This is a genomic window from Chryseobacterium sp. 2987, from assembly GCF_031456375.1.
Lineage (GTDB): Bacteria > Bacteroidota > Bacteroidia > Flavobacteriales > Weeksellaceae > Chryseobacterium > Chryseobacterium vaccae.
The window spans coordinates 940,312-952,867 of the sequence record NZ_JAVDUN010000002.1 but is presented as its reverse complement, the minus strand read 5'-3'; the positions used below and the strand labels follow the sequence as shown (position 1 = coordinate 952,867).

Below are 12,556 nucleotides of genomic sequence, written 5' to 3'. Positions count from 1 at the left end.
TTTAACATTTTAAGTCCTTTTTATGAGAGTTTTGTTATGGTAAATCAGGTTGGGATTTTTTTTGAAAATAGAGGTCCTGATGAAGGGAAATCCGGGAAAATAATCATATAATCACTATTTTCAATGAAAATCTATTGATACTTTCCATCACATTTTTTTGCGGAAACCGAAAGAATTTTTCCGTCAAAAAATAACGTGTTAAAATCGTTAAACGCGTTATTTTTTATAAAACTTTTCCCGAAATTTGAAGTAAAATTTTAGATTATGTCACAATCGCTTACAAGCAGAACACCGAAACCCAAGTACGATGTTGTCCTGATAGGTGGCGGAATTATGAGCGCCACTTTAGCAACACTGCTACACGAATTTGATCCTGAACTGGAAATTGCAATATTTGAAAGGCTTGGAAGGTTTGCTAAGGAAAGCACCGCAGCCTGGAATAACGCGGGAACAGGACACTCTGCTTTTTGTGAACTTAATTATACCCCTGAAAAACCAGACGGAACCATTGATATTACCAAAGCAGAAAGCATTGCCGAACAGTTCGAAATTTCAAAACAGTTCTGGTCATATCTGGTTACTAAAGGATATATTCAGGATCCCAAGGATTTTATCAACTCGTGTCCGCATATGAGTTTGGTATTCGGTGAAAAAGAAGCAGAATACCTCAGAAAACGTCACGAGAAAATGTCAGAATCTGTTTTGTTCTCCGGTATGGAATATTCTACTGACCATGAGCAGCTTAAAGAATGGATTCCTCTGGTAATGAGTAAAAGAAACGGATCCGAAGTAATGGCTGCTACCAAAATGGATATGGGAACAGATGTAAACTTTGGAACTTTGACCAGAAAAATGGGAAGACATTTGCTTGAAGATTCCAATGTTGAGGTTTTCCTGTATCATGAGGTGAAAGATATAGATCCTAGAGAGGACGGAAAGTGGGAGATGAAGGTAAAGGACAGAATTCATAGTAATCAGCAGGAAGTGGTTGCTGATTTTGTATTTATCGGGGCCGGAGGATACGCACTTCAGCTGTTGGATAGTTCAGATATTAAAGAAAGTGAAGGATATGGAGGTTTCCCGGTTTCAGGACAGTGGCTGGTAAGTCATAATCAGGAATTGGTAGAGAAACACCATGCCAAAGTATATACACAGGCCACAGTAGATGCTCCGCCAATGTCGGTTCCTCACCTTGATCTTAGAATTATTGATGGCAAAAAAGCCCTTCTATTTGGCCCTTTTGCTGGGTTTTCTACCAAATTCCTGAAAGAAGGAAGTTATCTTGATCTGCCGGAAAGCGTTAATACGAAGAATTTAAGATCATTATTCGGAGCATGGTGGCATAACATTCCTCTTACCAAATACCTTATCCAGCAGGTTGCGATGACAAAATCCCAAAGAATGCAGCACCTGAGAGAATTCATCAAAGATGCCAAAGAAGAAGACTGGGAGCTTAAAGTAGCAGGGCAGAGGGTACAGATCATTAAAAAAGATGAGAAAGAAGGCGGTAAACTGGAATTCGGAACCGAAGTGGTTGTGAATAAAAAAGGAACGATTGCTTCTCTTCTCGGAGCTTCACCGGGAGCTTCCACAGCGGTATATGCCATGTTAAATGTTCTTGAAAAATGTTTCCCTGAAAAACTGAATGGCGAATGGCGAGAAAAGCTGCTGGAAATGGTTCCTTCTTATGGACAAAAGCTGGCTGATCATCCGGAGCTTACCGAGAAGCTGAGAAACTATACCAAAGAAAAATTAGAATTAGAATATTAACATAAGCGATGGGCAATGGGGAATAAGTAATCAGGATACATTACCCATTACTCATTGCCTATTACCCATTACTAATAAAAAAGTGGAAGAAGTTGTTGTAAAGCCAATCATTGTAAAAGAACTCCTGGAATCTCTTCAGACCAAGATAGAAGAGGAAAAGCAGGTCATTGTACACTGCTGTTTTCCGGCATCACCATTTTTAGGAAATCTGATCAGGATTTGGAATTCAACCTATCTTTTTGATAACCAGTCTGAACATAAAAGCAGCCTCATTCATGCCGAAAATATTACCATATATCCCAATTGGACGCCCGTTCCCTTTATGCAGGATTTTTGGTTTACGCTGATCTTTTCAGGCCTTCCCCGGGACTGTAAAAGTTTTGACCTGAAAGAAGTAATTCCTGAAGAAGGCGGTTTTTTTGTGGAATCTATCAAAAGAAACTCACTTGATGTTTACCGGGTGAAAATTTCAGAATCTTATTAAATCTATGAAAACAAGAGAAGAAAAACTGAAACAGATTATCAGCTGGGCAGAAGATAACCCGGACGTTCGTGCCGTCTTGCTCACGAGCTCACTGGTGAATCCCTATGCTCCCGTAGATGATTTCAGCGACCTTGATGTGGAACTTGTTTTTGAAAACAGGGCGCCTTATGAAACCCATAATGACTGGCTTTCACTTTTTGGAACTCCTATCTCCATGATAGAAGAAGATGACCGTGTTTTTGAAGGAAAGCACGCAATGAAAATGGTGCTGTATCGGGATCATGTAAAAGTTGATTTCAAACTTTACCAAAAAGAAGATTTTCTGGCAGAAATTCAACAGGATTCCCTTCCCGAAGATTGGGATGTGGGATATAAAATTCTGGTTGATAAAGATGATCTGACTAAAGAACTAAAACCTCCAACCTATCAGTCTGTGATGATTCACAAACCGAAGGAAGAGGATTTTAATAAACTGATCAACGACTTCTGGTGGGATACAACCTATGTGGCTAAATGCCTTCAGCGTGGCGATATTTTTTACGCAAAATTCATGACTGAAAATGTGATAAGAACAGACTATCTGGTTCCACTCATAGAATGGCATATTGGAGAATCACAGGGCTGGAATAATATCACCACCAATAAACACGGAAGACTTTTCCCGAAATACCTTCCTGAAGATTTATGGAATAGAGTAGAATCCACCTTCTCAGGAAGTAATATTGAAGATAACTGGATTTCTTTGTTAGCTTTTGCAGATCTCGTTCATGAACTGGGTGCTGCTTTGGCCCAAAAGCTTAATTTTATCTATCCCACTAAGCTAGAAGAGGATATCCGGAACTATCTTGCAGAAGTCAAAGCAATGCTTTAATTATAAACGAATTCATTCTGCCTGATCAGATTTTCTATACAGTATTCTGCAATAGCCGTAATTGTTACAAATGGATTGACGCCAATGGTTCCCGGAATTAAAGACCCGTCCAGAACATACAGGTTCTCATGCTTTTTCAGCTTTCCGTATTCATTGGTGGCTTCTCCCAAAACACAGCCGCCTAGCGGATGATAGCATATATCAGCTCCGAATCCGTTCTTAAAAAGGAGATGACTTCTTGTACCGCCATTAGCCTTGTTCATTTTTTTTATAAAATAATCTGCATTGTCTCTCATTTTGGCAGTATGCTGTTCATTCCAGTCCAATACCAGTTCGCTTTTATCAGGATTATAAGTTACTTCTCCTTTTTTGTCAACCCTATTGATCAGTAAATACAAAGCGGTGGCAACGTCCATTCCCATGGGTAATGGTGCAATCTCTGTGAAAAAAGGATGTTCAGGATCATCCCAATTGTCAATCCCGCCTACAGGAATTGTAGATTGTTTGGATCCCGTTCCGCCGGATAAAGGTTTAACCCAATTTCTTCCCGTCATAAAATTACCATTGTTACCCCAGTTTTTCCCGATACGTTCATGAACAGGAAATCCGTTTACAGCCTGAGAATGTAACAATAGTTTTAGCGTTCCCATAGTTCCTGCTGCAAGGATCAGCTTTTTGCAGTTGAATATTTTATCAGAAACCGATGCTCCGGAAGTATCAGTTTCCTGAACTTTTAAAGTATAGGTCTGGTCATCATTCAGTTTAATATAATCCACACGGTGAAGGTCAAGGATTTCCAGGTTTCCCGTTGCCATTGCTTTTTTCAGATAGGTTTTATCCAGGCTGTTTTTACCGTGGTTGTTTCCGTAAATCACTTCCGTGTTGAGTGCAGAACGGGGAACTTCATTTTTGTATTCCTTTTCCATATATTGAAAATCATAGACATTCGGAACCCGTATTGTTTTAAATCCGGCTTTGTGCGCTTCTGCTTCTCCCACTCTTGTAAATTGATAATAAGGACAGTCTTTCAGAAATTGTTCATTAATTACATTAACTTTCAGCTCTTCGTGCACAAGAGGGAAATAATGGTCATAAAATTTTTGAGTATCAAGGCTGGGAAAAACCTCTTTGAAATAGCTTTCTTTAGGAGTAACTGCCATACCTCCGTTGACTAGCGAACCGCCGCCAACCCCTCTGCCAGCCCAGATATTGATGTTTTCAAATTCCATCCGGTCCAGTGTTCCGGTAAATGGTGTCAGAGAGAATATATTCATAAACGGAGCAATCGTTTTATTTTTCAGCCATGCCGCACTTTTTCCGGGTTTGAGCAGATTGGAATAAGGAATTCCGGCTTTCTCCCAGTTAAGCCCCATTTCCAGAAGAACTACTTTTTTTCCGGATTCACAGAGACGTAATGCAGAAACAGCCCCTCCATAACCGCTTCCGATAATGATAATGGGAGCATCAATAATCTTTTTTTCAGACTGAGGCTGGGCAGCCTGAAACAAATTGGAATTAAGGAAATAAAATCCGGATACAGCCAAGAGGCCTGTCTTGATGAATTGCTTTCTGTTCATAGGCATTGCCTGTCAAAAAATATGCTAGGAAAAAAGGTTTGGGATTTATTTAAAACAGATTATGCTATTTTATCAGAATTTTAACTTTTCATACCGTTGGAAATTCATAGTTTTACTTATAATTTTAAATAGATCATGAAAAAATATATCATTTTATTTCTGCTGTTTCCCCTGATGGTTTTCTCACAGAGAATCGTGTCAGGAGAAGTTATGGCTGTTAAAAAATTCCAGGAGGACCTTAATGCGGAATACAAAGATCCTAAACAGACCCCTTTGCGAGGGGATAATTTTACCAATTTTAAAGGACATCCTTTTTTTCCGTTCAGCCGGAAGTACAGAGTAATCGCAGAGCTGACCAGAACAAAAAATGCAGAACCTTTTGAATTACCTACTTCTTCGGGCAAAACAAAGAAATACAGAGAATATGGAAAAGTAAATTTTATGCTTAATGAAAAACCGTATACTCTTACCTTATATCAGAGCTTAGACCTCATGAAGCAGAAAAAATATAAAGATTATCTTTTCCTTCCTTTTCGTGATGAGACCAATGGCAAAGAAACCTACGGCGGCGGAAAATATATGGACCTGAAAATTCCGAAAGGAAACACCATTGTACTTGACTTTAACCAATCATACCAGCCATTCTGCGCATATAACGCTTATGATTACAACTGTCCGATCGTTCCTGAAGAAAATAAACTTCCTGTGGAAATAAAAGCAGGGGTGATGTACGAAGATATTTATCATCATTAGTTATGGTAACCTTACAGTTCTTCAAAGAAGATGACCTTTTCAAAGTGAATTATGCTCTGGATGAAGATCAGCTGCGTTTTACTTCCACAGCGGAACAGGCGATACAGAGAATAAAAGAAAGAAATGATCATCAATCATTTGCGGTTATTATTATGGATAAAGGACTGCCTGTAGGTTTTTTTGTCCTTGATTTTGGTGAAGATAAACTGGATTTGACCAATAACAAGGATTCTGTCTTATTAAGGTCTTTATCTGTAAATCCTGAAATGCAGGGAAAAGGAATAGGAAAAGAAGCAATGCAGAAAGTAGATGATTTTGTCCGTGAAAATTTCAGTCACTGTAATGAAATTGTGCTGGCCGTCAACCAGAAAAATGAATCGGCGTATCATATTTACCGTAAAGCAGGATATTCTTATGATGGTAAAACGAGGATCGGAAGAAGCGGGCGTCAGTATCTGATGTATAAAAAACTTTAAGAAAATTTTAAATTCAAAAACTTCTGTTCTGCTGATTTCTTCCATAACTTTGAGTAACATCAAATTCAAAATATGGAAATATCACTTCATCATCAGGTCGCTGTAGTTACCGGAGCTTCCAGCGGAATAGGTTCAGGAATCGCAAAATCTTTAGCAGCAGCAGGGGCTGCAGTGATCATTAATCACTCTTCGGAAAGATCTACAGAAGAAGCAAAAGCTGTCTTAAAAGAAGTTACAGATGCCGGAGGAACAGGAATAACCTATCAATGTGATGTCTCTAAGGAAGATCAGGTTATCAAAATGTTTCAGGATGTGGTTTCCGAATTTGGGACAGTAGATATTCTGATTAATAATGCAGGAATTCAAAAGGATGCGAAATTCACGGAAATGACCTTGGACCAATGGAATGCTGTTATCGGAGTGAATCTTACCGGGCAGTTTCTTTGTGCAAGAGAAGCAATAAAAGAGTTTTTACGACGGGGTATAGATCCTTCACGTTCTTTAGCGTGCGGGAAAATCATTCATATCAGTTCGGTTCATGAAATTATTCCCTGGGCAGGGCATGCCAATTATGCAGCAAGTAAAGGAGCCGTGAGAATGCTGATGCAGACTTTGGCCCAGGAATATGGGGCTGATAAAATCCGGGTCAACTCTATTTGTCCCGGAGCCATTCAAACTCCCATCAATACCAATGCCTGGAATACCCCTGAAGCACTCAATTCACTTCTTACGCTGATTCCTTATAACAGGATCGGTCAGCCGCAGGATATAGGAAATTTAGCCGCATTTCTGGCTAGTGACCTGGCTGATTATATTACCGGAACCAGCATTTTTGTTGACGGAGGGATGACCACGTTTGAAAGCTTTTCTACAGGAGGCTAAAAGAATAAATGTAGTGAAAAGTTTTCATCTTAATCCAGAGTAATATTGCTCATTACCTATTATTCATTACTCATAATTAACGTTTATGTCAGAACAACAAAGAATTTCGGATGTTTCCTGGAAAAAATGGGGACCTTATGTCAGCAACCGTGAATGGGGGCTTGTACGGGAAGACTATAGTGAAAACGGTGATGCCTGGAATTACACCAGCCATGATACCGCTGAAGCTAAAACCTATCGTTGGGGAGAAGAGGGAGTCTGCGGAATTTGTGATGATTTTCAACGGTTTATTTTTTCTGTAGGATTCTGGAATAAGAAAGATAAAATGGTAAAAGAGCGGTTCTTCGGCCTTACCAACGGGCAGGGAAATCATGGAGAAGATGTAAAGGAATATTTCTATTATCTGGATTCCACCCCCACTCATTCTTATATGAAGATGCTGTATAAGTATCCGCAGAATACCTTTCCTTATGAAGATCTGGTAAAAACCAATGCAGCAAGAAGCAAAGATGAACCCGAATATGAACTGATTGATACCGGGATTTTTGATCATAATGAATATTTTGACATCTTCATTGAGTATGCAAAAGAAAGCCAAAATGATATTCTGGTCAGGATAACGGTGATCAACAAATCTGAAAAAGAAGCTTCCTTTATTCTATTGCCGACGGTTTGGTTCAGAAATACGTGGAACTGGGGATACGATGACTATAGGCCACAGCTCCATGCTGAAGAGGCAGACCAGATCATCATTAATCATAAAGATGTTGATATAAAAAATATCTATGCAAAACAGTCTTCAAAAACTCTGTTCTGCAACAATGAAACCAATAATCAAAGACTTTATCAGTCAGTCAATGAATCAAAATATTGTAAAGATGGCATCAATGATTTTGTGATAACCGGGAATTCCCAGTCTGTAAACCCTCAGAATAGCGGAACTAAGGCTTCTTTTTTCATAGATGAAGATTTTAAAGAAGGAGAGACCAAAATATTTGAATTCAGGCTATCGGATAAAGATCTAACGAAACCGTTCGAGGATTTTGATTTTGTCTTTGAGGAAAGACAGAAAGAAGCAGATGAATTTTATGCTGAGATTCAGAAAGGAATCTCTTCAGAAGATGAAAAACTGGTCCAAAGGCAGGCCTTTGCAGGAATGCTCTGGAATAAAATGTATTACCATTACAACGTTGAAAAATGGCTGAAAGGTGATCCTGCTGAGGTTCCTCCTCCAAAATCCCGCGAAAAGATCCGGAATTATGACTGGAAGCACCTCAATAATGAACACATCATTTCCATGCCTGATAAATGGGAATATCCATGGTATGCCACCTGGGATCTGGCGTTTCATACAATAAGTTTCTCACTCATTGACCCTGATTTTGCAAAATACCAGCTGAAGCTTTTTCTCTTTGAATGGTACATGCATCCTAACGGACAGCTTCCCGCTTATGAATGGAACTTCAGTGATGTAAATCCTCCGGTACATGCTTGGGCTATTTTCCGCGTATTCAAAATTGATGAGTACCTGAAAGAAAAGCCGGATCTTGAATTTCTGGAAAGCGCTTTTCAAAAGCTGCTGATGAATTTTACCTGGTGGGTGAACAAAAAGGATAATAACGGGAATAACATTTTTGAAGGTGGATTTCTTGGATTGGATAATATCGGGGTTTTTGACCGGAACTCTGCTCTTCCCAATGGAGAGGAGCTGGAACAGTCGGATGGAACAAGCTGGATGGCTATGTTTGCCCTGAATATGATGAGAATTGCATTAGAACTGGCGCTGTACAACAATGTTTATGAAGAGATGGCGATGAAGTTTTTCGAACATTTCCTGTCCATTGCCAATTCTCTGGATAATATGGGGGAAGAAAATTTCAGCCTTTGGGATAATGAAGATGAGTTCTTTTATGATGCGATTGCTTCCAGTGACGGAACTCATATGTATTTAAAATTAAGAACAATAGTCGGATTAATTCCCATGTTTGCCGTTGAGGTTATTGATGATGAAATGATTGAAAATCTGCCCAATTTCAAAAAAAGAATGAGATGGGTTTTGGATAATAAACCTGAGCTGGCTTCTCTGGTTTCAAGATGGGAGGTGAAAGGACAGGATTCCAAGCACCTTTTATCTCTGCTTCGGGGGCATCGCCTGAAAAGACTTTTGAAAAGAATGCTGAATCCGGATGAGTTTTTAAGTGAGTACGGAGTGAGAGCGTTATCCAAAGAATATGAACAGAATCCTTACACCCTTAGCCTTAATGAAACAGATTATCATGTAAAATATACGCCTGCAGAAAGCGACAGCGGACTTTTCGGAGGAAACAGCAACTGGCGCGGTCCTATATGGTTTCCGATTAATTTTCTGATCATTGAAAGCCTACAGCGCTTTTTCTTTTATTACAGTCCCGATTTTTTGGTTGAATATCCTACAGGAAGTGGTAATTATGCTAATCTGGATCAGATCGCCGATTCTCTAAGCAGAAGACTGGCAAAAATATTTTTAAAGGATGAAAAGGGCAAAAGGCCTGTACATGGACAATATGAAAAATTTCAGACAGATCCGGATTTTAAAGATTATCTTTTGTTTTATGAATACTTTCATGGAGATAACGGCCGTGGAGTAGGTGCTTCTCATCAGACAGGATGGACCGGGCTGATTGCAAAGATCCTGCAGCCAAGGTTTTCCAAAAAAGAAATCGCAGCATCTGAAACAGAAATGCCGAAGGAAGTGGCTGGGAAAATAAAAAAATAAATTTGCTTTTTCACTTTTCAGTCTTCCATTTCATTATTCAAAAATCTGCTGGATAACCTCCAGAGAGGCAGGCATTTTAAAGCCGGCTATATGATAATGATAATAGACGAGAAGGCTGTCCAGAAAATCTTTCCTTAGAGTGGAATGAATTTTTGCTGAGTATATATTTTCTGAAGTAAGCACTGCTTTCCACAGCGAAGAAATTTCCTGTCCAAATAACTGATGAGCTGAGGCCATAGAAAACGTTCCGGTTTCCGGATCTAAAAAAAGACCGTCATTAACAAGCGGGGCTACCCCCTGAATCTTTAAAATACTGATCATAAAAAGCAGGTGGCACTGGTAATTTTTATTCATCAGCTCATGAAGGAATTCATCAATAGTGAAAAATATATTCAGGTTCTTATTTTCATGTTTCAACACCTGGTTTAGAAAATCTGAAATGAAAAACAGAACCGTATTGGCTCTTATATCTGTAAAAGCATCGTTGGTTTTCAGCAATTCCATCCTTGAAACAGACGGGATTCCGGCTCCTCTGGTAGGATTAATGGAAAAATTGAGCTTATTCAAAGGCTGAAGCAGGGCTTTCTTTTTATTTCTTTTGGAATATACTCCTTTTAGAAAATAGGTCTGAAAGCCATCTTCTTCTGTGAAACAATGCAGAACCGCATCATTTTCGCCATATTTTATGAATGAAAGTAAAAATCCGTTTTGTGAATTCATTAATTAACTACGGCTATTTTGGCGGTAGCTTTATCTGAACCGTCTTCATTGGTCATCAATACAAAATAAATTCCTGAAGCAACACGGGTACCTTTGTTATTGTTAAGGTCCCATTCATAATATCCTCCTCTTGCTACTGCAGAATGTACTACGTTTCCTGCTGCATCGGCTATTCTGATATTGGTTTTTTCAGCAAGTCCTTTAATGGTTACTTTTCCTTTAAAGTTGGAATATACCACAGGATTTGGATATACTACCACATCTCCAAAATTAGAATTTACATCGGCTACATCGCCTTGATAAACCACAATTCCGTTATAAGTAGCGAAATATACTTTGCCTGTTTTTTTATCTACTTTGATATCAGTGACGGAGTTGGTAGGAAGGGGAGAGTTTTCTTTCGTAAAATGTTTAATTGTCTGCTGGCCGTCGGAAGAAAGGTAATATACACCCCCTCCGTCTACGGAAATCCATTTATGATCTCCGGCATCTACTTCTATCTGAAGGATCTGGCTATCTCTGAAAAGTTCTTCTCCAAGTCCGTTCTGTTCAATAATAATAGGGGATACCTGTGGAGATGTTCCTTTTATTTCTGTAGCAGCGTTGGGTAATATTCTTAATCCACTGTCAGAACCGATCCATGCATCTCCGGATTTGTCAATGGCAACAGATATTGTTCCTTTTGCATTACCCGAAAATCCGTTGGTATCTTTTAGAATATATTCAGTATCATCAGACAGGTTGGCTGCATTTTTATAATCATAGACCATGAAAGTATTTGTTCTTGGAGTAGGAATCCATAGCATATTTTCATAAAAGAGAGGTTTTTGTAGGGCCTCACTTGATATATTAAACTTTTTAACAGTAAAATTATCAGCTGCCTTATCAAAAATACCTATAGAAGCAACCGCTTCGTAAAATGAAATTGACACGAAAAGATTATTCTGATTGTCCGACGCGAAGCCTACAGGACGGCTGTAATATCCATTGGTGTTGCCTAGATCATAATATTTTACCATATCAAAATCTTTGTTGCCCGGGTTATATTTCATTCTATAAACCCCTTGTGCGCCCAGAACGGTATAGTTGGCAAAAAATACTTCGCTGCCGTCACCTGGATTTAAAACTGCATCCATAACATTAATAGGACCGGTATTTCCTACGAAAAAGGAAGGATAGATCCATTCAGCGCCGGTAAAATAATAAAAACCAGGTTTTTTGGGGTTCGTTACAGGTCCGTTATATCTGTCTATTCTTGCTCCGGAGGATACTAGAATCTGATCGTTGTCGTATAAATTAATTTTGTAGGCAAAATTAGAGTATGGTCCCGACGGTTTATAGATGATGCTGTTTTCATCTTTTATTCCGGATAATATGGTTCCTCCAAATATTTTTCCGGCTGCTTTTATGGCTGTATTGCATTCTTCCCCTACACTTACTGTTCCCTGAGGCATTCCGTTGGTACTGAATGTATAGATTCTGGCAAGATCAGTCACCACAATATTGTCTGACGTTACCACTACATCATGAATGTCTCCAAAAGTTGATGGAAGCGCAGTGGGTGTTCCATTATTGTACATGAAAGCAGAGGTTGCGGATGAAAATACAACAGAAGATTCAGCATCAATATGTTTAAATGAACCCGGTATTTCTGTTACCCAGGTAGAATATACAGGGAAGGTGGTATTCATTTCATGGGTTTTCAGCCCGTTATTGGTTACAGAATATACTTTATTCTGAAAAATAACAGCCTCGTTGCTGGCTTCATAGATGCCCGCTCCTGTCATAAAAAAGGTAGTGTCGTTGAACTCTTTCTTTTTCAGGTTAAATATGGAAAGCCCATAGCCTACAGAAATAACTGCCTGATCTCCTGTAATAGAGATATGATTGATCTTTTTGCTTCCATTGTACCCAGTTGCAATGGGGATATCAACAATATATTTGATTTCCTGCGGGGTGATAATATCTAAAGACCCATTACTATAACCTATAATTCCTGTTTTGGTTTGTGGATTATAGTCGAAAGCTGTAATCCCTGTATCATGAAGACCATTGGCTTTTGATAACTTTGTAATCTCTCCTGTTGAGATTGTATAATAGAATATCCCGTTTTCGGTAGCGGCAATTATTTTCCCGTTGTCTTCCTTCATGGCTAAGACATTGTTGTAGGAAAAAAGATCCGTCCATTTTTTTGAGGTAATGACCTGCGCTTTTGTCAGTTGCAGGGATGCTAAAATACCAAGAGAAATTATAGAAAGTTTTTTCATA

10 protein-coding genes are annotated in these 12,556 nt (G+C 39.0%); 7 read left to right on the top strand and 3 right to left on the bottom strand.

All coding sequences use genetic code 11. The annotated features are described in order from the left end of the window. The first annotated feature begins 264 nt into the window (after nucleotides 1-264). The 3 genes from mqo to J2Y40_RS09355 all read left to right on the top strand — a co-directional run bounded on the left by mqo (nucleotide 265) and on the right by J2Y40_RS09355 (nucleotide 3,125). Nucleotides 265-1,770, top strand: coding sequence for a malate dehydrogenase (quinone) (mqo, locus tag J2Y40_RS09365; protein WP_309998546.1), 1,506 nt, complete (start codon nucleotides 265-267; stop codon nucleotides 1,768-1,770). An 82-nt stretch (nucleotides 1,771-1,852) separates the two neighbouring features. Next, nucleotides 1,853-2,254, top strand: coding sequence for a hypothetical protein (locus tag J2Y40_RS09360; protein WP_309998545.1), 402 nt, complete (start codon nucleotides 1,853-1,855; stop codon nucleotides 2,252-2,254). A gap of 4 nt (nucleotides 2,255-2,258) precedes the next feature. Next, on the top strand, nucleotides 2,259-3,125 hold the full coding sequence (locus J2Y40_RS09355; RefSeq protein WP_309998542.1) for an AadS family aminoglycoside 6-adenylyltransferase: 867 nt from the start codon (nucleotides 2,259-2,261) through the stop codon (nucleotides 3,123-3,125). On the opposite strand, the gene J2Y40_RS09350 is transcribed toward J2Y40_RS09355, so the two are convergent. Then, nucleotides 3,122-4,702: a GMC family oxidoreductase N-terminal domain-containing protein gene (locus tag J2Y40_RS09350; protein WP_153398290.1), complete on the bottom strand. Its 1,581-nt coding sequence runs from the start codon at nucleotides 4,700-4,702 to the stop codon at nucleotides 3,122-3,124. The two genes, J2Y40_RS09355 and J2Y40_RS09350, sit on opposite strands and share 4 nt — an antisense overlap. Before the next feature lie 135 nt (nucleotides 4,703-4,837). On the opposite strand from J2Y40_RS09350, the gene J2Y40_RS09345 reads away from it, so the two are divergent. From J2Y40_RS09345 to J2Y40_RS09330, 4 genes are all read left to right on the top strand, one after another. After that, on the top strand, nucleotides 4,838-5,455 hold the full coding sequence (locus J2Y40_RS09345; RefSeq protein ID WP_153398292.1) for a DUF1684 domain-containing protein: 618 nt from the start codon (nucleotides 4,838-4,840) through the stop codon (nucleotides 5,453-5,455). Nucleotides 5,456-5,457: 2 nt separating this feature from the next. Next, on the top strand, nucleotides 5,458-5,931 hold the full coding sequence (locus tag J2Y40_RS09340) for a GNAT family N-acetyltransferase (protein ID WP_153398294.1): 474 nt from the start codon (nucleotides 5,458-5,460) through the stop codon (nucleotides 5,929-5,931). Nucleotides 5,932-6,003: 72 nt separating this feature from the next. Further along, complete coding sequence (locus tag J2Y40_RS09335; RefSeq protein ID WP_309998538.1) at nucleotides 6,004-6,813, top strand: glucose 1-dehydrogenase; 810 nt, start codon at nucleotides 6,004-6,006, stop codon at nucleotides 6,811-6,813. 85 nt (nucleotides 6,814-6,898) lie between these two features. Next, the gene (locus J2Y40_RS09330) at nucleotides 6,899-9,568 is read left to right on the top strand and encodes an MGH1-like glycoside hydrolase domain-containing protein (RefSeq protein ID WP_309998535.1); all 2,670 of its coding nucleotides are present in this window, start codon (nucleotides 6,899-6,901) and stop codon (nucleotides 9,566-9,568) included. 33 nt (nucleotides 9,569-9,601) lie between these two features. On the opposite strand, the gene recO is transcribed toward J2Y40_RS09330, so the two are convergent. Continuing rightward, nucleotides 9,602-10,288 carry a DNA repair protein RecO gene (gene recO, locus J2Y40_RS09325; RefSeq protein WP_309998533.1) on the bottom strand — a complete coding sequence of 229 codons (687 nt, stop codon included), beginning with the start codon at nucleotides 10,286-10,288 and terminating at the stop codon, nucleotides 9,602-9,604. Beyond that, nucleotides 10,288-12,555, bottom strand: coding sequence for a hypothetical protein (locus tag J2Y40_RS09320; RefSeq protein WP_309998531.1), 2,268 nt, complete (start codon nucleotides 12,553-12,555; stop codon nucleotides 10,288-10,290). Before J2Y40_RS09320 ends, recO begins: the two co-directional genes overlap by 1 nt. Nucleotide 12,556 lies beyond the last annotated feature (1 nt).

Bases quoted from the DNA above. Each gene is read 5' to 3' on its own strand.
- mqo (WP_309998546.1), top strand. From the start codon at position 265: ATGTCACAATCGCTTACAAGCAGAACACCGAAACCCAAGTACGATGTT.
- J2Y40_RS09355 (WP_309998542.1), top strand. From the start codon at position 2,259: ATGAAAACAAGAGAAGAAAAACTGAAACAGATTATCAGCTGGGCAGAA.
- J2Y40_RS09350 (WP_153398290.1), bottom strand. From the start codon at position 4,702: ATGAACAGAAAGCAATTCATCAAGACAGGCCTCTTGGCTGTATCCGGA.
- J2Y40_RS09345 (WP_153398292.1), top strand. From the start codon at position 4,838: ATGAAAAAATATATCATTTTATTTCTGCTGTTTCCCCTGATGGTTTTC.
- J2Y40_RS09340 (WP_153398294.1), top strand. From the start codon at position 5,458: ATGGTAACCTTACAGTTCTTCAAAGAAGATGACCTTTTCAAAGTGAAT.
- J2Y40_RS09335 (WP_309998538.1), top strand. From the start codon at position 6,004: ATGGAAATATCACTTCATCATCAGGTCGCTGTAGTTACCGGAGCTTCC.
- J2Y40_RS09330 (WP_309998535.1), top strand. From the start codon at position 6,899: ATGTCAGAACAACAAAGAATTTCGGATGTTTCCTGGAAAAAATGGGGA.
- recO (WP_309998533.1), bottom strand. From the start codon at position 10,288: ATGAATTCACAAAACGGATTTTTACTTTCATTCATAAAATATGGCGAA.
- J2Y40_RS09320 (WP_309998531.1), bottom strand. From the start codon at position 12,555: ATGAAAAAACTTTCTATAATTTCTCTTGGTATTTTAGCATCCCTGCAA.